The sequence below is a fragment of the Streptomyces sp. NPDC019937 genome, from assembly GCF_040631655.1.
Classification (GTDB): domain Bacteria; phylum Actinomycetota; class Actinomycetes; order Streptomycetales; family Streptomycetaceae; genus Streptomyces.
In genome coordinates, this window is sequence record NZ_JBEYAL010000006.1 from 57,076 (window position 1) to 78,998 (window position 21,923).

The 21,923-nt window shown below is 66.7% G+C and carries 12 protein-coding genes; 6 read left to right on the top strand and 6 right to left on the bottom strand.

Translation table 11 applies throughout. The features are described from left to right. Positions 1 to 197: 197 nt before the first annotated feature. Together ABZ562_RS07080 and ABZ562_RS07085 are read right to left on the bottom strand one after the other, a co-directional pair. Positions 198 to 536 carry a hypothetical protein gene (locus tag ABZ562_RS07080; RefSeq protein WP_361475065.1) on the bottom strand — a complete coding sequence of 113 codons (339 nt, stop codon included), beginning with the start codon at positions 534 to 536 and terminating at the stop codon, positions 198 to 200. 121 nt (positions 537 to 657) lie between these two features. Further along, positions 658 to 1,137: a hypothetical protein gene (locus tag ABZ562_RS07085; RefSeq protein ID WP_361475067.1), complete on the bottom strand. Its 480-nt coding sequence runs from the start codon at positions 1,135 to 1,137 to the stop codon at positions 658 to 660. A 731-nt stretch (positions 1,138 to 1,868) separates the two neighbouring features. Between ABZ562_RS07085 and ABZ562_RS07090 the strand changes: the two genes are divergently transcribed. Then, positions 1,869 to 2,375 (top strand): NUDIX hydrolase, encoded by a 507-nt coding sequence (locus tag ABZ562_RS07090; protein WP_361475069.1) that lies wholly within the window; start codon positions 1,869 to 1,871, stop codon positions 2,373 to 2,375. 21 nt (positions 2,376 to 2,396) lie between these two features. On the opposite strand, the gene ABZ562_RS07095 is transcribed toward ABZ562_RS07090, so the two are convergent. The 4 genes from ABZ562_RS07095 to ABZ562_RS07110 form a co-directional block, all read right to left on the bottom strand. Next, on the bottom strand, positions 2,397 to 2,852 hold the full coding sequence (locus tag ABZ562_RS07095) for an NUDIX hydrolase (protein WP_361475071.1): 456 nt from the start codon (positions 2,850 to 2,852) through the stop codon (positions 2,397 to 2,399). Between the two features lie 35 nt (positions 2,853 to 2,887). Next, entirely contained in the window at positions 2,888 to 3,700 is an 813-nt protein-coding gene (locus ABZ562_RS07100) for a hypothetical protein (RefSeq protein WP_361475073.1), read from the bottom strand. A gap of 5 nt (positions 3,701 to 3,705) precedes the next feature. Continuing rightward, the gene (locus ABZ562_RS07105) at positions 3,706 to 4,623 is read right to left on the bottom strand and encodes a hypothetical protein (protein ID WP_361475075.1); all 918 of its coding nucleotides are present in this window, start codon (positions 4,621 to 4,623) and stop codon (positions 3,706 to 3,708) included. Between the two features lie 123 nt (positions 4,624 to 4,746). Further along, positions 4,747 to 5,478, bottom strand: coding sequence for a TauD/TfdA family dioxygenase (locus ABZ562_RS07110; RefSeq protein ID WP_361475077.1), 732 nt, complete (start codon positions 5,476 to 5,478; stop codon positions 4,747 to 4,749). Between the two features lie 635 nt (positions 5,479 to 6,113). Here ABZ562_RS07110 and ABZ562_RS07115 point away from each other — a divergent pair. The 5 genes from ABZ562_RS07115 (at position 6,114) to pglZ (ending at position 21,895) form a co-directional block, all read left to right on the top strand. Then, entirely contained in the window at positions 6,114 to 6,386 is a 273-nt protein-coding gene (locus tag ABZ562_RS07115; protein ID WP_361475079.1) for a helix-turn-helix transcriptional regulator, read from the top strand. 329 nt (positions 6,387 to 6,715) lie between these two features. Then, entirely contained in the window at positions 6,716 to 11,428 is a 4,713-nt protein-coding gene (gene pglW, locus ABZ562_RS07120) for a BREX system serine/threonine kinase PglW (protein WP_361475081.1), read from the top strand. Beyond that, the gene (gene pglX, locus ABZ562_RS07125; RefSeq protein WP_361475083.1) at positions 11,425 to 15,126 is read left to right on the top strand and encodes a BREX-2 system adenine-specific DNA-methyltransferase PglX; all 3,702 of its coding nucleotides are present in this window, start codon (positions 11,425 to 11,427) and stop codon (positions 15,124 to 15,126) included. Before pglW ends, pglX begins: the two co-directional genes overlap by 4 nt. Before the next feature lie 5 nt (positions 15,127 to 15,131). Beyond that, on the top strand, positions 15,132 to 19,037 hold the full coding sequence (locus ABZ562_RS07130; RefSeq protein ID WP_361475085.1) for a phage resistance protein: 3,906 nt from the start codon (positions 15,132 to 15,134) through the stop codon (positions 19,035 to 19,037). Continuing rightward, positions 19,034 to 21,895 (top strand): BREX-2 system phosphatase PglZ, encoded by a 2,862-nt coding sequence (pglZ, locus tag ABZ562_RS07135; RefSeq protein ID WP_361475087.1) that lies wholly within the window; start codon positions 19,034 to 19,036, stop codon positions 21,893 to 21,895. Before ABZ562_RS07130 ends, pglZ begins: the two co-directional genes overlap by 4 nt. Positions 21,896 to 21,923: the final 28 nt, after the last annotated feature.

The window sequence follows — 21,923 nt, forward strand, 5'->3', positions numbered from 1 at the left end:
GGCTGTACCTCTCGCACCACGGTCCCTCTGCCGTACGGGCTTTGATCTTCCGGCGGCGACGGCAGCCCGTACACGGCTCGTGGCTGGCGGGGTCGGCCCTCCAGCAGTCGGTGCATACCGGTCGGCCGTCGTCCTCCCGGCTGCTCACCTTGCGGTGCTTGCCGCAGCGCGAGCAGTCCTCGGCACGGGCCTCCTCCTCACAGCGCCAGCAGACCCGCTGGCCGTCCCTGCCTCGCACGCAGACTCTCGGTCGCGCCGCAACGGGCACAGCCCGGCCGCATCACCGCAGTGGCACCGGCATCCACGAGGGCGTTGATGAACGTGAGCACGGACGGCGTGGGCGCCGCGTGCCCGGCGCCGGTGAGCAGCTCGGGCCGGTCGAGGACGGCCCAGGCCACCCGCCAGCGAACGGCGCGCTGCAGTGAGCATGCCGCCAGTGCCCTGGCCACCATGGCCCGGCTCAGGCCGGGATCGGCGCCGACCACCAAGTCGATCAGTTCGTCCGTCGGGTCCTCGTCGAGGGACACCGCTGGCATAGAGGCCGCCCCTTCCGATCCCGGGTCCGGACGTACGCGAGCGTGCCGCAGCCGACGCACTCTTCCTTCGGGCGGGTGCACCCGCTGCAGCACCACAGTCCGCCCTTGCGGCTGCACAAGCTCACAATCTCGCGGTCGCAGCACCGCAGCTTCGCGAGCTGCTGGGCTCCCGCCTTCGCCAGCGCAGCCAGGCTGCTGAGGTCACCGATGCAGTCGGGAGGCTGCGGGAACTCACGGGAACATGGACATACCACGATCTGAACGCTGCCCACCGGGCCGACTCTGTGCGCGAGCGCCCGAACAGCACCAGCTTCACCGCTGGCTTGAGGTTGTCGTAGCGGATGTGGACGGTCGGGACACCACCCAGCACCTCGAACGCCTCGAGGTGCCCTTCGAAGAACGCCTTCTGCGAGGCGGTGGCGTAGACGCGGTGGACGGCCTTGCCCGAATACGACATCCGCAGCGTGAACAGCACAGACTTGCGCCGCTGCCCGGCCAGGTCCAACCACACATCCGCGAAATCGACCTCGGCCTCCTCGCTGGGCCGCTTGGCCTGCGGGACCGTCCCCTCCCCATGGCGGCGCCCCTCCTTCGCCTCCAACGTCAGCTCCGGGCGCCGCCTGGCGACATAGTCACGCACCGTGGAGTAGGCCGCGAGCTCGAAATAATGTTCCCGGCCAGCCGCTGAACAATCCGGTCGACGGTATGCCGCTGCTTCCTCGGCGCGTCCAGATCCGCACGCAGCATCGCGTCGATGAACGGCTTCACCGGCTCCAGCACACTCGGCCGCGGCGGCGTCTTCTTCCGCTTCGCTGGCACCGGAGACGCCAACGCCTTCGCCACCGTGTTCCGCGACACCCGGTACCGCTGAGTCAACGCCCCGCCCCGACACCGTCGGGTCCAGCCGCCGGTCCCGGCGGATCCGCTCAGAGATCCACTCACGCGACCTGTACACACGGGTCTCCTGACACCACAGCGTGAGCGGCCAAACAGCCCAAAGTCCTGATTACTCCAAAAGCAGCATGTACACCATCACACCAGGTGGATCCCATTCCCGCCGCCGAACCAGTGGCTTCCGAAACCGCCGCCTTACCGGCTCTACCTCACCCCGCGAAAAACACCGGGCTGCTAGCGACATCGAGCTTGGCCGTTGAAGCGACACCCATTACCTAGTGACAACGGGAAGCCGCACCAAGCCGCTGGCAGGTTGTGAATACCGCGACTGATTCGGTGATCCTGCTGCCGTCCGCGGCGCCACAGCGGACAGCAACAGCGTGCTCGGTGCTGGCAGGGCAGTGGAGAGCTACCCGAGGGCTGAGTTGGTGTTGGTGAGTGAGTGCACAGCAGCGCCAGAGTCAGTTGGTCGACTCCGACTCGAAGTGGTTAGTCGGCATGGTCTACTATCGCTTCATGACTCGCTCAACCATGAAGCTGCCCATCTCGGTCAAGGGCATCGTCTTCCAGGACGGCAAGGTTTGGCTCCGACGAAACGAGCGCCAGGAGTGGGAGCTCCCCGGAGGCAAGCTGGACCCTGGAGAGCAGCCCATTGAAACTGTCGAACGGGAAATGCTCGAAGAACTCGGCATGCACGTACGAGCTCTCACGCCAGTCCACGCACACCGTTACACCATTCCCAGCTCGTTAGATGAACAGGGCGGAGTATTGGTGCTTTCTTACCTTTGTGAAGTCTTGGCAAGTACAGGGCAGTTTGAGTGGAAGGGGGAGGGAGGGTTTGCCGATTTCGGTAAGTTCTCGGTTGAGGAGCTGGACGACCTCGAGATTCCCGAATTCTACTGCAGCGCGATCAAATCGGCGCTCGCCGAACCAGTAGCGAATTGAAGTCTCTAGCACTCACAAGAATCATTTCGCTGAACGCCTACCCTTCCAAGAGTCGATGGTACGTTTGTAGGCATGCGGCATTTTCAAGGCTGGGATTTCTTCATGCTTGAAGAGTCCCAGTTCCTTGTGCTCGTTCGAGAGCCTTGGCTGCCTTGAGCCTACGTACTCGGCTCCGTAGCTGACCACGAATACATGCCGATGGCTAAAGATCTCGTAGACCCAGCTGTCCACGATCTGCAGACCTACGAGCTTATCGGCCTCCAGCCCTAGCTCCTCCTCCACTTCACGCAGAGCAGTCGATTCTGGCGTTTCACGCAGCTCCAGTTTTCCCCCCGGGAGTTCCCACTCGTCGCGCTCGTTCTTGAGTAGTGGGATCGCTCCAGAAAGTTCAATTACAAGTTTCACGGAGACCGGAAGCTGATACTCGAAGTACCCAGGGTTGCGTTCAACCAGGTAGGGTTGATGTTCGGCGTTCACGTAGATCCTCCTTGATTGATGGAGAGACATCGATTTCAGACTTGGATGAGCAATGCTGTTACATCATCCGACTTTTTGAAATGCCCAGGCTTGCCGGCGGTGCCTTCCTTGGAGGTTTCATTCTCATGCGACCGAATTCGATCAACCACAGATGACAATCCTCGCTCCATGGCTGTTTCCAGGAGCGCTGTCCAACTCGGGTAGAGATCGTAGTCAACTACGGCCCGCGCGAATCCGTCGCTGCACAGCAGTACGTGCTGATGTTGTGCCGCCTCCACTACCGTGGATTCGATGTGAAGGAGTGCTCGAGGATGTCCGGAGAAGACAGACTCTTTCAACTTCCCTTCGATGTACTGCTGACGTCGCTCCATGATTCCTCGACGATTCTCTTCTTGGCTTAACCCGCCAGATTTCGATCGGCTTACCGCCTGAGCCTCGCGGCGTCCAAAAAAGTCAGTGGACAGTTCCACAGTTTCAGCGCCGAAAGCCAAGCAGGTTGGGTCCCCAATACGAGCCAGCTGCAGGTCAGGAGTCCCGGCAATGAGCAGCCCAATCGAGCAGGTCGGGTGTATGCGGCCTTCGGGGAAACCCAGCTCTCTGATGTCTCGTTCTATACGGGAAGATAGACACTGCAACACCTCCCTCGCATCCGCCGCCAGGGAGACTGCGCCGGCCTCAGTGAGAAGTTCACCGAGTCGGTCTACCAGCCATTGCACATCTGATTCGGCTGGGAGGAAGGATTCAGCGGAAAGATCTGTAGCTCCGTCGATTACCCAGGCGAAATTACCTGAATAGCCAAGACGGTCTTCATTGGCGTGTCGTCCACCCTGTGAAGTGACCTGGTCCACGATCATCATGGTCGATGCACCAGCCAATCCGGAGCCAGCAGGCCAATGCTGAGAAGCAGCGCGCCCACTGAGGTGGAAATAATGCTTCTCCTCCAATTATTTCCACCGCCCATCCAAAAGAACGACGAAAATACCACGATCAACGCTCCTGACATCGCAGTTATTAGCCGCACGCCGGTGGCGCCGGTAACTTGACTCGCAATGTTTGCAGTGCTCGCAACAAAAGCCACAATTCCAGCGAGGAGCCCGAGTAGCTCAAGTTGCTGAGTTCTAAAATGACCCATCTCCTGGCGGAAGTCATCCCTAGCTTTTAGCCAATCGGCACGCTGGGCGAACACGTCGATCTTGACTCTTGTAGTCTGGTATTGCGAAATGCGTCGAAGGTAATCTTGCCCTTCCTTTGGTTCGAGTTCGATAGCTCGGCGCACAAGGCTGCGCGCTGCCTGAAACTCGTCCCGGAGGCAGAGAATACGTGCCTTCGTTTCGAAATAATGAGCCACACGTCCATGAGTCAGAGTGATAGCCCGATCCACGAGCCCTTCAGCTTCCTCCAGCTCGCCAGATCGTGGCGCGCTTTCACGCTGCTCCATGTACTCGGCGATGAACTCTGCGACCTGATGTTGTACGCCAGGGATTTCGGGAAGTAGGCGTGCCGCCTCGCGAGAATGCTCGATGGCTTGCAGGAGACTCGCCAGACTGCCCTCCAGGCGTAGGATTACGGCACGGAAGGTATGAAAATACGGTTCACTTCCAAACTCTTCCTCATGTCGGCCCACCATTTCTGTGTAGTCCGTCAGTCTTTCTTCTCTGCGCAGCCGGAGAAGCACGGCATATAATGCGGCAAATCGAATATGTCGAGGGCGAGAAGCGTCCTCGCAAATTCGACGAAATACCTGCTCGGCATCCCTTGTGCGGTCGATCACACGACGAATGTCCTGCAGGAAAGATCTTTCTGTGGCGTTCGGCAAGTCGGCTAGGGCTGATTCGACCTGCTCACGATCGGCGTAAAATGGTAATCTTGGCACTTGCCTTCTCTCTGTTGGCTACTATTGGTGAATTGAGAAGCCTCGGTTCATCCACCTATACATCGATTCATCGGCCACGGTAGCCAACAGTCGCGCACTCGTGCGAGGGCCCGTGAATTTCGTACGCCCGTGGAGGAATCGATGATTATGTATTACGTAACCTTGGCCTGGGTGTAATTCGATATGCGCTGGATGTCTTATTTTTTGCTGAAGTTCATCAAATAAAAACTGGGCGCGCCTCGATCTCGCAACGGGAACTGCTACGCGGTCGGCTCGGTATCGATTCATGCAGAATATGTCGTCGATCGTAAGTATCTGCTGCCGTATTCCTCCGCGAGGATCTTCAAGTAGCAATTCGCTCTGTATGGTTAATAGCTCTTCGATGTTGAATCTGCGGTAAACGCTGGCTGTGTCAACTAGCGTCGTTATTCCGCCTGATGAAGGGCATTCCATAAGCAGAAAACATAACAAGGAAGGGGGGGTGTGGAGAAGGCTGCGATCCGTGTGAGGTGGCAGCCCGGCGTTGGTGAATCCCATTTCGTCTATCGCTGCACTAGTTTTCCTTAATGGGTGCAGAAGTGTCCATCCGTCGTCTGCTGCGTGCGGGTGCGGGAAGATTGTCAGTAGTGATGAAAGGTGTTCCATGAAGTCTCTGCGGTCGGTATCAGAAACGTGAATGATGCCATCCATGGCCAAAGTGGGCATGACCTGAGGTCGCGTCAGAACGTTGCCCAAGTAGTCTGTGATCTTCATGGCTCCACCCTTCGCTGGACCGGAAAGTTTAAGGTCAGTTCGGGGGCAAGATCGATATTTGCAGTGCGTGTCGTTCGATTAGTCATGCGCGACGCTTCGCCGAATGGGCAAGCCACTCATTCTGGGAGGCATGGCCTGCTGAAGACTCAGCGTAGGCGGATCGGGGCGGGGTCGTTGTCTCCATTGACGCAGATCAACCGCCCTTAGCTGGCGAGCTTGTTCGCGACTTGGGTGCCGCCCCACGCCACAGTGCTCTCACAACCGCCTCCAGGTGTCCTCCCGTTGGCTGTCACTGTAGAAGGCCAGAGGCCGAAGCTTCCAGCGTGGCAGTGAACGCAGTCGGGCAAGTTCGCTCTCGGCGGCACTGCGAGAGCATGCCCCAGCGGGCTCACGCGCCCCCGCTCTCTCGTGATCAACTGGACTGCTCGGGCTGCGTGTGGAGGAGGTGGTCCGCCCTCTGGCGGACTGCTGCGGAGAGTGTGGCCGTCCAGGAAGAGGTCGACAGGCCAGGCACGGCTGACGAGGTCCCGCAGGACTGACCCATCCGAAGGGAATGCGAGGACGTCTCACTGGCCGCTCGGATAGTGCAGAGGTCTGCACTGACAGGGCAGGGTCCTGCACCGTCGGATGGGAAGGTGACGATCTTCCCGCTCGATCCCGACCTCACTGCGTTGCGCCTTGCGCTTGCGCGGTTGAGGGGTAAGCGCGGTTGGACCTTCGACGAACTCGCCGAGCGCAGTGGCCTGGCCCGTCGCACTCTCATCGATCTTGAGCGCGGCCGCACTACCGGATCCGTCACCACTTGGCATGCCCTGGCCCACGCCTTCGGTGTATCCATCGATCAGCTTCTGGGCAACCTGCGTGAAGGCCACACCCCACCCACCCCGCCCGAGGCCTCAGCGCAATGAGGTAAGTGACTCCCTTCGCCACGCATGCTCCACCCGATTGGGCGGCCGAAGTCGAATGCACGACCTCGGGCGGAGGCCAGGAGCGCCTGTGCCCTGTGGGTGTCGTGCGTGCAGTGAGCGCTGCCACGCGTACCGCTCACTGCACGCCGTCAAGAATCTGCCAGACCTTCCGGGAGGCCCCCGCCCCTCAGTGGTCCGCGCGTTCGTCCGGTACGCGGACTGCTACGTCAAATAATGGCATCTCGTCGGTGAGTGGACGAGGGATACGATGTCCTGCGGTCACCGGCGTGATCGCACCGTTGACGGGGTGGCGAGGTTAGCGAGGAGCGATGGAGAAGGACCGGTGGACGACCGTCACCGAGTCTGAATACGGGCACGAGAAGCGGGGCCTGGAGTCGATCCGCAAGCAGCTCCCCGACGGCAAGCCGTGGCGAGCCTGGTCGAACTTCACCTTCACTGCCAATTCGGGTCATCCTCGCGAATGCGACCTTCTTATTGTCGCTCCCGGCGGCGTATGGCTGGTCGAGCTCAAGGACTGGGTCGGACGCCTCGCGGCCCCGTACGGCACCTGGGTGCAGACGAAGGGCAACGGTGAAGAGGTCAACCACGGCAATCCGCTGCACCTGCTGAACAGGAAGGCCGCGCAGCTGTCGGGGCTGCTGGAACGGGCGGCCGGGCCCAAGGCCCCCAAGGTGTGGATCCGGGAAGCCGTCTGCCTCACCAATCCCAAGCTGCGCGTGGAGCTGCCGCAGCACGAGCGGCAGAACGTGTTTACCATCGCCGAGCTGGTCAAGGAGCTGGGCCGGCCGCCACGTGACGAACGGTTCAAGATCAACGAGGGCCGTTCGGACAACATCGCCAAGTGGCTCAAGAAGGCCGGTATCCGTCCGAGCGAGGCCGAGAAATGGGTCGGCGCCTACCGCCTGGACAAGGAGATCGCCTCCGGCCCGACCTGGGTGGACTACGTCGGCCACCACAAGGAGCTTTACGAGACCGTCCGCGTGCGCGTCTACCTGCGCGAGCGGGGCTCAACCGACGAGGCGCGCGAGTCCGTAGAGCGGGCGGCGCGCCGCGAGGCGGCCGTGCTCAGCCGCTTCAAGCACCCGGGGGTCGCGAAGTACAAGACCTTCGAACCGGCGGGCCACCCCGCCGGGCCCGCCCTGCTCTTCGAGCACGACATGCGGGCGATGCGCCTGGACGAGTACATCCGCCGCCACGGGGGCGCACTCACCATCCAGGCCCGATTGGGACTGCTGCGGCAGCTCGCCGAGACGATCCGCTCGGCGCACGCTGGCCTGCTCCACCACCGGGCTCTCGCCGCCCGCTCGATCGACGTGATCCCGGGCCCGCGCAAGCCCGGCGAGGAAGAGGAAGAGGCGTGGCTCCGTCCGCGTCTGGAGATTGCCGACTGGCAGGTGGCCAGCGCCCGCAGCTTCGGTTCGAGCAGCGGGGCGCGCGCCGCCGCTGCCCTCGCCCCGACAGCGCTGTCCGCCACGCACGTGGCCGAGGGGGCCGGGCCGTACCTGGCGCCGGAACTGACAGCCACCCGGCCCGACCCGGTGCTGCTGGACGTCTACGGCCTGGGCACACTCGCCTATCTGCTGGTCACCGGCCGCCCTCCGGCATCCAGCCAGGCCGAGGTCCTGGCGATGCTGCGCGACGGCGACGGCCTGACGCCGTCGGCCGTGGTCGACGGTCTGACAGACGACGTCGACCTGCTGGTGCACGCTGCCACGGCCTACAAGCCCTACCAGCGGATGTCCTCGGTCGACGAGTTCCTCGAACTCCTCGCCGATGCCGAGGAGTCGGTGGACATCCGGCATGCGCATCCGGCCGAGCCCGCGCCCCCCGCCCCTGCGGCCGGACCTGCCGAGGCCCAGTCCGAGCCCGAGCCGCAGGAAGAGCCCGATCCGCTGGAGGCCGAGCCCGGCGACGTACTGGGCGGCGGTCGCTGGCAGATCCGTCGGCGCCTCGGCACGGGCTCCACTTCGCGGGCCTTCCTCGTCCGGGATCTGCGCGCGGAGGAGTTCCGGACCCGGCCGCTGGCCGTCCTCAAGGTGGCCGTCGCGGACCGCAGCGCGTCCATACTGGACGGCGAGGCGCAGGTGATGCGTCGGATGCGCGCCGACTCCCGCGTGATCAACCTGGTCGTGGACGAGCCGCTGCGGCTGGGCGAGCGCACCGTCCTCGCCGTCGAGTACGTCGGTCATGAGAAGGCGGAACTCGCCGACGACGACGGCGTGAGCGGCAAGATCCGCGCCCGCGAGGAGACCCTCGCCCGCTGGCTGCGCGAACTCGGCGCCATGGGCACGGAGTCCCTGGAGAAGTACGGCGACCAGCTCTTCGGCGCTATCGACTTCCTCCACGGCGAGGGTGTGTGGCACCGGGACATCAAGCCCGACAACATCGCCATCCGCAAGCGCCCCAACGGCACCCGTGAACTGGTCCTGATCGACTTCTCCCTCGCCTCCTACCCGGCGAGAGAGACCGGGGTCGGCACCCGGGGGTACATGGATCCCTTCATCGGCGGCCCGGTGAACAGGCGGGCGGTCTACGACGACCAGGCCGAGTGGTACGCCCTCGCGGTCACCCTGCACCAAATGGCCTCCGGCGAGCTGCCCCGCTGGGGTGACGGCTCGGTCACACCCGAGATGACCGACCCCGAGGAGATGCCGCACCCGGAGATCGCCAAGGACGCGTTCGACGACCCGGTGCGCAAGGGCCTGTGGCGGTTCTTCCGCAAGGCCCTGCACCGGGACGCCGGTAAGCGGTTCGCCACGCTCAAGGACATGCACGACGCGTGGAAGAAGGTCTTCCTCGACGCGTCCCAGCAGGCTGTCCCCTCGTCGCACGACAAGGGACACGGTCTCGATGAGGCGGTGGACTCCGAGGCGGTGCGCGACGAACGGGCCGCCACCGCCCAGCTCGACACCCACCTGTCTCTGTCGGGCCTGACCGCCGCCGCTGAATCCTTCCTCTACGGCCTGGGGATCACCGAGGTCGGCCAGCTGCTGGACCGCAGCGAGCGCGATCTGATCAACAAACCAGGTCTGGGCGCCAAGACCCTCGCCGACATCCAGCGCCGAGTCCGGGAATGGCGGCGCCGTCTGCGCGCCGCGGACCTCAACCCGCTCACCGGGGAGGGCCGCAAGGCGGCCAAGGCCGAACTGGACGCGGCCAAGGTTGAGTCGGGCCTCGAGCGCAAGGTCAGCGACCACCTGGGCCTGGTTTCGGGCGACCGTTCCGCGCTGCGGCGGGTCTCCCTCGACGCGCTCGCCACCCGTCTGGTGCCCGAGCTGGTGCCCGGCCAGCGGGGCCCGGTGGGCAGCAACGAGACCCGTGTCGCCGTCGCCCGTGCGCTGCTGCGCCTCCCTGGCGACGATGGGCGGCTGCCGCAGCTGCCCAGCTGGCCCACGCAGACGGACGTGGCCAAGCTGCTCGACATGACCCAGGGCGGGGTCAACCCGCACATCAAGGGTCTGCGGGAGAAGTGGAGCGAGGAGCAGGTCCTCAAGGAGCTGCGCGTCGAGGTCCTGGAGATCCTGGAGCAGTCCGGCCGCCTAGCCTCCGCCAGCGAGATCGCCGACGCGTTGATCCTGCGCCGCGGCACCGACCTGCCCGAGCTGTACCAGCGCCGCGCCCTCGCCCTGGCCGCTGTACGAGCCGTCGTGGAGATGGAGGAACGCGCCTCGATGCCGGCCTTCCTGCACCGCATGAGCCGGCAGGCCACCGACGACGCCCTGCGCCCCGGCCTGCTTGCCCTGCACGCGCGGGAGGGTGTCGACAGCCCTGACACCCCGTCGGCCCCCGGCCTCCTCGACTACGCGATCAGACTGGGCAAGCGCGCCGACCGGCTCGTCCAGGCCGAGACCCTGCCCACGGCCGCCGCCGTGCTGGCCGACCTGACCCGGGTGGAGCCGCCCGAGGGCACCTTGGACTGGGACGAGCGGCGGATGGTCGACATTGCCGCGGCGGCCTCCCAGGATGCGGCGGTCTCCTCCCGCCTGGAGCTGTACCCGCGTGGGCTCGGCCTGGTGCGGGCACTGCGTTTCACGCAGGCCGGCATCGTCAGGATCATCCCCGGGATGCCGGACGACGAGCAGCCGGGCCTGACCGTGGCCGCCGTACACGAGCGGGTCCGCTCCCGCTTCCCCGAGCTGCGGACGGGCGAGGGCGAGGACGGACACGGACTCCCCACGGACTCCCCTCTTACCGAAGCTCTGCGCGACGCCGGCTTCCCGCTCATCCTGCGCACCCACAAGGACGGGCGGCATCAGCGCTACCTCCCCGAGGGACTGGAAGACGCCAGCCACTTCCGCTCCGGACTGGACGGCACGTCTATCGGTACCGTCTCCGCCGCCGCGTGGTCGGAGGACGCCGACCTGGCCGCGAGGGCCCGCGCCGAGGACCGTCTGCTGGCCGCGGGGCGGGGCGACGGCTACCGCGTGCTGACAGTCCGCGGTGGCCTGGCCGAGCGGGCGGTGCGTCATCTGGCGGACGCGCGCTTCGGCGGGGGAGTGGTGGCGGTCTCGGCGACCGCGCTGTTCCTGCGGCACCTCCAGGACGAGCAGAAGACGAAGGCGGCCGCGAACCCGAAGGGACTGCCGCGCTGGGAGACGCTCCTCAAAGCCGACGCGGCGGAGGCGGGGTCCACGGCGTCTGTGAACTTCGCCCGCTTCGCGCGGAACGCGTGCGACCGCATGCGTGAGGAGATCAGCGCGTTGCTGTGCGACGGCGAGGGTCCGCGCCCACTGCTGCTGACGGACGCGAGTGTCTTCGCCCGCTACGAGTACGTCGGCGGGTTGGACGAACTCGCCCGGCAGGCACGGGAGGGGGAGGCCAAGCGGCCCTTGTGGCTGCTGGTTCCGCAGGCCGATCCTGGCAGGGCGCCTGTGTTGGGCAGGGCCATGGGGCCGGATGGCGTACGGGACGTGTACGCCGCCTACCAGGAGCCGCTGGGGGAGTGGATCCCGTTGCCAGAGTCGTGGGTACGGCAGCCGCACCGCGCACAGACCGAAAGCACTGAGGAGAACGCCGGATGATCGACCGCAAGGCCCTGCTGGACGACCTCAAGCCGCAGGTAACCGCAGCCAAGAAGGACCTTGAGCGGCAGGTCGACGAGCGTCCCGAGGTGGGTGAGCGGTACCAGATCGAGTACCAGCAGGCTCGTGAGCTCGGCCGTACGGCGGATTCGCCGAAGGCCTGGCTCGACGAGCAGCTCACGCAGGTGGCGGTCGCGTGGGTGCTGGCCACTGTCTTCGTACGATTCTGTGAGGACAACGGGCTGATCGACGAGCCGTATCTGACATCGCCGGACATCGACCGGCGGGAGCTGGCGGAGGCCCGGTACGACGAGTACAAGTCGACGTCGGCAGATCCCACCTGGCGGGGTTGGCTTCTTAAGGCATTTGCGGAGATCGGGGACGGACAGGCGGGACGGCTTCTCTTCGACGAGTGGCACAACCCGCTGTACCAGGTGCCGCTCTCGCATGAGGGGGCGGGTGCGCTGGTCGCCTTCTGGGGGCGGCGTGGCGAGGATGGCTCGCTCGTTCACGACTTCACAGACCCGTTGGACGAGGATGACGAGGACAAGCTTCAGGGGTGGGACACGCGCTTCCTCGGTGACCTGTACCAGGACCTGAGCGAGGACGCCCAGAAGCGGTATGCACTGCTGCAGACACCGGAGTTCGTGGAGGAGTTCATCCTTGAGCGGACGATGACGCCGGCGCTGCGGGAGTACGGCTTCAGGGGCCTCAAGATGATCGACCCTACGTGCGGGTCGGGGCACTTCGTGCTGGGCGCGTTCAAGCGGCTGGTGGAGGAGTGGGCGGAGAAGGCCCCGACGGTGGATGTTCACGAGCGGGTGCGGGCGGCGCTCGACTCGGTGCACGGCGTGGACATCAACCCCTTCGCGGTGGCCATTGCGCGGTTCCGTCTGCTGGTTGCGGCCATGGCTGCCGCGAATGTGCGGACGTTGAGTAAGGCGGCGCGGTACGAGTGGCCGATCCATCTGGCGGTGGGCGACTCGCTCATCAAGTCCCGCCAGCTGGAGCTGACGCTAGACGGGGAGGCGGCGGAGGACCCGCTGGCCTCGTTCGCGTATCGCACGGAGGACTGGCTGGAACACCCGGACATTCTGAAGCCGGGGCGGTATCACGTGGTGGTGGGTAATCCGCCGTACATCACGGTGCAGGACAAGGAGCTCAACCAGCGGTACCGGGAGATGTACAAGGAGGTGTGCCATAAGGAGTACGCGCTCACCGTGCCGTTTGCGCAGCGGTTCTTCGAGCTGTCCAAGAACGGTGACCCCGAGACTGGCCGGGGTTACGGCATGGTCGGGCAGATCACTTCCAACTCGTTCATCAAGCGCGAGTTTGGTGTGCATCTGATCCAGGCGTACTTCGGCCACCAAGTCGAGCTCACGGAGGTCATCGACGCATCCGGTGCGTACATCCCCGGTCACGGCACGCCTACCGTGATCCTCATCGGGCGGCGACGGGGTGGTCGGCACCGGACGTCGACGGTGCGTACGGTGCGGTCGGTGCAGGGGGAGCCGGGCGTTCCTGACGATGCGGCCAGGGGGTATGTGTGGTCGGCGATTATTGACCAGATCGACAAGCCAGGTACTCCAGGCAAGTGGGTGTCGGTCGACGACCTCGACCGGAAGAGGTACTTCGCGAAGCAACCATGGGTGCTCGCCGACGGCGGGCAGGAACTGATCGAGGGACTTGAAGCGGCAGGAGGCCCGAAGCTCCGTAACCGGGCAAAGCGCTTCGGGTATACCGGGCAGACCAACGCCGACAGCATCATGATCAGCACTCGTGCCGCCTGGGTGCGTCGTGGGGGCGAGGAGCAACTCGGCCGCACGCTTGTGCTCGGTGAGGAGCTTCGTGACTGGAGCCATTCGGAAGGAACTTTTACTTTCTTCCCGCACAAGGAGGCTCCGAAGAAGTTCGAACTGCTTCATCTGCCAGAGGACTCCGGTGCTTACAAGTGGATGTGGCCCGGCCGTACGGTGCTGGGGCATCGTGCGACCTTCTCGAAGGGCACATACTTCTCTGATGGAAGATCCTGGTACGAGTGGCACCAGGTAACTTCGAGCCCTGAGTGCCATCCGTGGTCGATCGCATTCGCAGAGATCGCCACGTACAACCACTTTGTACTGGACCGGGATGGCAAGGTCTTCAACAGAACCGGGCCAGTGATCAAGCTGCGCGAGGAAGTCTCAGAGGAAGAACACCTGAAGCTGCTCGGGGTCCTCAACAGCTCCACTGCCGCTTTCTGGCTCAAGATGGTGAGCCAGGGCAAGGGCGGCAGCGGTTTGGGCAGGGGTATCCAGAGCGAAACTTGGGAAGAGCGCTATGTGTTCACCAGTACAAGGCTTCAGAACTTCCCTCTCCCCCCGGCGTACCCCACTGCCCTGGCCACCGAACTCGATGCCCTCGCCCAGAAGGTGGCTGCCAGTACTGCAGCTGCCGTGGCGGCCACCAATACCCCCACCGCCCCCGCCCTCCGCGAAGCTCAAACCCGCTACACCCACCTCCGCGCCCGCCTGATCGCCCTACAAGAAGAAGTCGACTGGCAGGTCTACGCCCTCTACAACCTCCTCGACGACGACCTCCGCCCGGTCCCCCGTAACGGCGACGACTTCGCAGACGTCCCCGAACTCGCCCTCGGCCAGCGCGCCTTCGAGATCGTGCTGGCGCGCAAGGTCGAGGCCGGTGAGGCATCCGACGAGTGGTTCCGGCGTCACGGCTCCACGCCCATCACCGAGATCCCTACCGAGTGGCCCGCCCCCTACCGGGAGATCGTCCAGAAGCGCATCGACGCGATCGAGTCAAACCGCCAGATCGGCATGGTGGAGCGGCCCGAGTACAAGCGGCGCTGGGCTACCGAGGGGTGGGATGCGCTCCAGGAGAAGGCCCTGCGCTCCTGGCTGCTCAACCGCATGGAGGACCAGGCCCTTTGGTTCGACGCGGAGGGCAGCCCGCTGATCCGCACGCTCAACCAGCTGGTTCACGACCTCGAACAGGACGAGGATTTCGTCGCGGTCGCGGAACTCTTCGCACCGGGCCAGGAGTTCCCGAAGACCGTAGCCGCCCTCCTCTCTACCGAGCACGTACCGGCCATCGCCGCTCTCCGCTACAAGCCGTCCGGCCTGGACAAGCGCACCGACTGGGAGCGGGCCTGGGAGGAGCAGCGCAAGGAGGACGCCGAGCAGGACTTCATCGCCAAGAAGAAGATCCGCGACGCGATCCCGGTCCCGCGGCCCTACACCAGCGCAGACTTCCTCCGCAGCTCATACTGGAGCCTGCGCGGCAAGCTCGACGTGCCCAAGGAGCGCTTCATCTCCTACGGCACGGAGAACCTCCAGTCACCGCCCCTCTATGGCTGGGCCGGCTGGGACCACCTCCAGCAGGCCGAGGCGCTGATCGGTCACCTCCACGCCCATGGGCATGAGCTGTCGGACGGGGAGTGGCCGCCGCTGCTCGCCGCCCTCCTCGAACTGCAGCTGTGGCTGGACCAGTGGCACGGCGAGATCGACCCCGCGTACGGCACCTCGCCCGCCGCCGACGCCCTTGCACAGCGCCGTTCCCTTCAGGGGGACCGTCACCTCACCGACGAGGACCTGAAGGCCTGGTGTCCGGCCCCCGCCCGTCGCGGACGCGGGGCGGGCGTGAAGACAGCCAGGAGCAGCAAGAGCACCGCGAGCACGACAAAGACGACGAAGGAGTCCTGACACCGATGGCCGCCCCCGCCCGACAGAGCACGGCACCGCTGCTCAAGGACCTGATGAACCTGCCGGTGTCCGTCTCCACGTCCTCCTACGTGCTCAAGCTGTCGGAGGCGGTCACCGAGGAGGGTGCCCGGAAGGCTCTGGACGATTACGTCCTCACCGGAGAACTGCTGCGGAACTTCCGCGACGCCCTCAACATGATCTCGACCGCGCTGGACACGCAGAGCTCCAAGGCGGCGTATCTGCACGGCTCGTTCGGTGCCGGTAAGTCGCACTTCATGGCCGTACTGCATGCGCTGCTGTCCAACAGCGAGGCGGCCCGGGCCCGGCAGGAGTTCGACCCGCTGTACCAGGAGTTCGATTGGCTGCGTACGGGCGGCAAGAACTTCCTGCTCGTCCCGTACCACATGCTGAACGCCGAGAGCCTGGAACATCGCGTACTCGGTGGCTACGTCGACTGGGTGGCCAAGGTCCGGCCCGGATCCTCCCCCCCGCGCGTCTACCGGACCGACGCCCTCTTCGACCAACTCCGGGAAATGCGGCAGAACTTCGGGGACGAGCAGTTCCTCGCCCAGCTCAACGCGGGCGCCTCGGAGAAGGTCGACGAGTGGGGCAACCCCGCCGCTTTCTGGACCGCAGAGCGGGTCAACACCGCCCTGAACGCGGCTGAGATCCACGACAAGTACGTCCGGCTCGACGTGCAGAACCCCACGACTCCGGCGGAGTTGCGCGCGCGTCTCACCGAGGACGCGCTGAAGACCGTGGCCCGCGGATACGGCAGGATCGCGGCGCAGGCGGACGGGTTCATCCCGCTCGACGAAGGCCTGTCGGTGATCGCCGAGCACGCCAAGTCCCTCGGCTACGACGGGCTGGTGCTCTTCCTCGACGAGCTGATGCTGTGGCTCACGATGATGATGCAGGAGGAGAAGCAGGTCCTGCGCGAGTCCGCGAAGTTCACGAACTTCGTGGAGGGCGGCGACAGCCGGCGCGCCATCCCTGTCATCTCCTTCATTGCCCGCCAGCGCGACCTGCGGGAGATTACCGGTGAGGAGATGCACGGCACCGGTGAGGCGGCCATGCAACAGAACCTCAACTACGCCTCCGGCCGCTTCGACTCCATCAAACTGGAGGACCGCAACCTGCCGGAGATCGCCCACGAGCGGCTGCTCAAGCCACACTCGGCCGATACCCAGCAGACGATCCAGGCGGGGCTCGACCGGCTGCTGGCCGCCAACCCCGGTGCGGTGCGCGACACCTGGCTCGGTGACGACAAGGCCCTGGTCGGCGCGGGCGAGGAGCCGCTGCGCAAGGCGTACCCGTTCACGCCGGCGTTCATGGACGCGCTGGTCCAGATCTCCTCGGCGCTGCAGCGCAACCGCACCGGTATGAAGCTGATGGGCGAGATCCTCGCCGACCAGCGCAACCGGCTGCGCCTGGGCGACCTGGTGTGTCTCGGCGACCTCTACCCCTACCTGGGCAAGGGCGGCAACAAGCCCTTCCAGGATGCGACCCGGGTGGTGTTCGACTCGGCCGAGCGGCTCTACAACACCAAACTGCGGCCGTACCTGATGACCACCCATGATGTCAGCGAGGAGGAGATCGACGCCTACGCGAGCGACCCCGAATCCGTGCCTGTCGAAAGGCGGCCGTCGCTGGAGGTGTTCATCGGTGACGACCGCATCATGCGTACCCTCCTGCTGTCCGCGTTGGCCCCCGGAGCGGTGTCGCTGCAGAACCTCACCGTGGAGCGGCTCCTCGCCCTGAACCACGGCTCGATCAGGAGCCGGTTCAAGGGTGGTGCCGTCCAGGCCCTGGACGGCAAGCTCCAGCAGTGGGCGGGCAAGTTCGCCGAGATCAAGGTCAGCGGTTCCGGAGCCCAAGCCTCCGTGCTGCTCGAACTGACCGACATCGACCTCGACTCGATCCTCGCCAACGCCAACACCTACACCCAGACTCGCTTCCAGCGTGACCTCGCCGAACGAATCCTCCGCCGCCTGCTCGGCACCACCCAGCGCACGGGCTACGACGAGCTCGCCCTCGTATGGAAGGGATCCCCTCGCACGATCGAGGTGAACTTCGCGAACGTCCGCGACAAGGACCGGGTCGGCGACGAGCAGCTCAAGCCCGCCACCGACGGGCTGTGGCGGATCGTCGCCGACTTCCCGTTCGACGACGGGAACTACGGGCCGCGCGAGGACGCCATGCGTATCGACGGCCTGCGGTCGCAGTCCGCCCCCGACGGTCCCGCCCTCACCCTCGCCTGGCTGCCTACCCACCTGTCCCAGCAGGCGCGGGACAGCTTCCGGCGGCTCACCGTCATCGACAGCGTCCTCTCCGACGAGGACCGCTTCCACGGAACCTTCGCCAAGCACCTCAGCCAGGACAAGCGCGTTCGCGCCTGGCAGCTGCTCGAAGCCCAGCGCGACACCCTGATGCGGGAGGCGGAGAAAGCGTTTAAGCAGGCGTACGGACTGGCCGACAAGAAGGAGACCGAGGTCCAGCTGGGCTTCGAGGACCACCTGACCCCCGTGCATCCGGTGCCCGGCCTGTCCCTTCCGATCGGTGCCTCCTTCGAGAAGGCCGTCCGGCTCATCGCCGCCCGCCTCCTGGAGTGCCAGTTCCCGGCCCACCCGCAGCTCGACCCGGAGAACACCGGCCGGGCGATCACCACGTCCGATGCGAAGAAGGCGTACGACCTGGTGCGGCGGGCCTCGCTCGCCCGGGACCGGCGGGTCGAGGTGCCCTCCGGCGAGCGCAAACTCATGACCCGGCTGGCGCAGCCCCTGCTGCTGGGCACCATGGGGGAGGCGTACTTCGAACTGTCCTCGCACTGGACGGACTTCTTCGACGACCAGACCCGCGCCGACGAACTGCCCGCAGGCGACGACCTGACGTACGTGCGGCTGACGGACTGGCTCGACCGGCCCGAGCCGCGCGGGCTGCACGAGACGGCCCGACAGCTCGTGATCGCCGGATTCGCGGAGATCGCCGACCGGGTGTGGGTGCGGGGCGGGGCCATCCAGGACGTGTCGCTCGCCCTCGTGGCCCGGCCCGGAGACGCCCTGCGCACCCAGCCCCGGCCCTCCGAGTGCGACTGGGAGGAGGCACTCGACCGCTACGAGTCCCTCTTCGGGGAAAAACCCAAGTCTCGGCTCTACCGCGGGCAGATCATCAACCAGTTCGCCACGGCGGTGCGCGAGCAGGCGCGTACGTGCGACGAGGCCGCCGGTGAGCTGGTGCGACGACTGGAGGACGCCCAGGGGAAGCTGGGGCTGGAGGAGTCGGACCCGGCCGGGCGGCTTGCTCTCGCCCGCCGGTCCCTGGCCCTCGTCAAGCAGCTCATCGACACCGCCGAGGCCGGGTCGGCCGCAGCCCGCCGCACGGTCGAGACCCTCGCCGGATTCGACCTGCGGGGCGTCTCCCCCCTGCGCTACGGCACCTCGCTCGCTCAGGCCCGCAGGGTCGCCTCCGCGCTCGCCCAGGCCAACGCCGACTGGGACACCCTGGAGCTCGCCGAGGGCCTCGGCCCGGAGGGCCACTCCATCCTGGAGCGGCTGAAGGCCGCCGCCCGCGGCGACCAGCAGACCGCCGACCTCGCGGGCGCGCTGGAAAGGGCCCGGCGCGAGGTGATCGCCCTGCTGAAGGCCCGCCAGACGCCGCCGACCCCGCCCGAGCCGCAGCAGCCCACCGGTCCCTCCGGCGCCGACGACATTTCGCTGAAGGGGGACGACGCGGAGCCGTCCGTGCCGTCCACGCACACGGCCACCCCGGGTTCCGGTGGTGTGCGGCGGGTCGGCGGCGGACGTACCAAGGCCCGGGCCGCCGCTGTTGAGTTCGCCGCCGAGATTCGCGCCTTGGCCGAGGCACAGCCCGACGCCGAGATCGAGATCACCTGGCGGGTGGTGGGCGAGTGACCACCGCGACCACAGCCGCCGGCCTGGCCCGGCTCACGCTTTCGCTGCTCGTCCAGTACCTGTCCGCCCGGCCCGGACTGGACGGGCGTACCCGTGCCGTCGTCCTGCTCCGCGCCCAGCCGGAGTGGGACGGACCCGACACGCTCACCTACGGCGGCGGGCAGCGGGCAGCCGTCGCCGCCGCACCCTCGCCGCTCGCCGTGCACGAACAGATCCTCGGGCATCTCCACAACGCCGGGGACGGAACCGGCCCGCGTGTCCTGGTCGTGCTCACCGACTGCGAGGAGTCCATGCTCGACCCCGGTCTTCTCGCTTGCGCGTGGCACAACGGTGTTCGCAGCGTGGACAACTGGGAAGTCGTCCGCACCTCCTTCGGAGCCGGTGCCGTCGACCACCGGCTGCAGGTCTCCGACGGAGGCTGGGCCGCCGAGGCCCTGCTGGAGGCGGCACCGCTCGACCGCTGGCCGAAGATCGCGGGCGGCACACTCACTCGCGACCACGCCCTCGTCCAGCTCGCCCAGCGGCGCCTCGGCCTCGGCCGGTACGCGGAATCGGCGGACGAGACACGGGACATCGCCGACGACCGCATCGGCCTCACCGCTCTGCTGCGGTGGGCCGTACGGCCCGGAGCCGCCGAACGGTTCCTCGCCCTGCGGGACGCTGAACGCGACGGCCTGGCCGCCTTCCTCTGCGAGAAGGGGCAGGCCGGACCGGCCGCCACCATCCTCTTCGGCCTTGTCCGCGAAGGGCGCGGCACGGACGCACTCGCCTACGGCCTGGTCACCGCCGCCCTGTGGAGCCACACCGCTTCTCCCGGTCCCGAGGTATATCGGGCCCGCGGCCGGGCCGAGCTGTGGGCGGACGGCCAGGGCGGACTCACGCCTGAGGAGTCCGACGCCCGCTTCGCCCAGTACGGCACGGTGGCCGAAGCAGCCGTGGACACGCTCGTGGCCAGGGACGACCGGCGTGTGCTCATCCCGCTGCTGCAGCGAGCCGACGTCCTCGCCCGCCAGTTCGGTGCCGAACAGGCCGCAGCCGCAAGCCTCTTCCTCCCCCTCGGCTTCGAGGCCCGCGCCGCCGATACCGGTGCCGCTCTGGCCACCGGCGAGCTGGACGGCATCACCCAGGCAGTACGGGCATGGAGCGAACACCGGCACGCGGTGCGCCCAGAGGGCCGCGCCCGCGTCGAGCGTGCCCGCATGGCCCGGCGACTCGCCGCCTGGCTGACCGACCGGACAGAGCACCCGCAGTCGGTGGAGGACTGGTTGAGGCTGCAGGTCACCGACACCGCCTGGGCCGACTTCGCCCTCGACCGCATAGAGGCGGGAGGCGAGGATGCCCCCGCCCTGCGGAACGCGTACGACCGCCTCGGAGAGCAGGTGCGCGAGCGCAGGCGCGAGATGGACCGGGCCTTCGCCCAGCGGCTCGCCGTCTGGACGGAGAGCGGCGGTGCACCCGGCTCCCTGCTCACGGTCGAGGACTTCCTCGACCGCGTCGCCGCCCCCGCCGCCAGGGGCAAGGACCGCCGCCGCCTGCTGATCGTCGTCGTCGACGGCATGACCTCCGCCATCGCCGCCGAGCTCGGGCAGGAGCTGCGCAAGCGCTTCAGCGAGTACGACCCGTTCCCGGAGACGGAGGGACGCCCCCGGCGCAGGGCTGTGGCCGCCGCGCTGCCCAGTGTCACCGCCGTCAGCCGCACCAGCCTGTTCGCAGGGCGGTTGCTGCGCGGCGCGCAGGCCGACGAGAAGCGACTGTTCCCCCAGCACCCGTTCGCCGGTCCCGGGCGCGCGGCGGCCGTCTTCCACAAGGACGACCTGCGCGCCGAACGGACCGGCAGCCCCTTCAGCGCACCGCTGGAGGCCGCCCTGCACGACGGGCGCACCCATGTCGCGGTCGTCCTGAACACCATCGACGACCGGCTCGCCAAGGAACAGCGCCTGGGCGCGCCCCGATGGTCCGTCGACGAGATCGGTTTCCTCGGCGAGCTCCTCGACACCGCCGCTGCCGAGGGCATGGCCGTCCTACTCCTCTCCGACCACGGGCACGTCGTCGACCGGCGTGACCGCCGGGTCTCCGGACCCGAAGCGGCGGACCGCTACCGTCCGTACGCCGAGGGAGAGCTGGACGAGCGGGAGATCCCGCTGCGCGGACCGCGTGTGGTCGCCCCCGAGCCCGGGGGAGCCGTCATCGCTCTGTGGGACGCCGACTCCCGCTACACCGGACGCAAAGCCGGCTACCATGGCGGCGCGTCCCTCGCGGAGATCGCCATTCCGCTCCAGGCATACCTGCCGTTCGGCGCCACGCCGCCCGAAGGATGGCGGGAGCTCGGCGATCCCGCACCCCCGTGGTGGTCGCCCGACCGTGTGGCCGAAGCCCCCGCCGCCCAGGTTCCTTCCCCGGCCGTGGCCGCGGCGCCCACTCCGGCACGCCGCCGCCCCTCGAAGTCGAAGCAGGTCACCCAGGAGGAGAGTCTGTTCGCCGAGCCCGCGGTGCAGGCCGTAACGGCCCCCGCCGTGCCCGTCCGGCAGGCCGAAGCCGCTGTGCCGTCCGATCCCCGTACCGCGCTCGTGGACGGGCTGATGTCCTCGGAGATCTTCGAGGCGCAGCTGAAGCTCGTGGGCCGCACGGTGGATTTGGACAAGGTGCGCGCCGCCGTACAGGAACTGCTCGCATCGAGGACCTTGCCGCTCACGGCTCTGGCACAGCGTGCCGGGGAGCGGCCCGTGCGCGCTGCCGGGTTCGCCGCGGTACTGCGGCAGCTTCTCAACCACGATGGCGAGCAGGTGCTGGAGATCCTGCCGGACAACCGTACGCTCCGGCTCAACGAGTCGTTGCTGAAAGCTCAGTTCGGTCTGTGAGAGGGGCGGTCGTGTCGTCCCGCCCGGA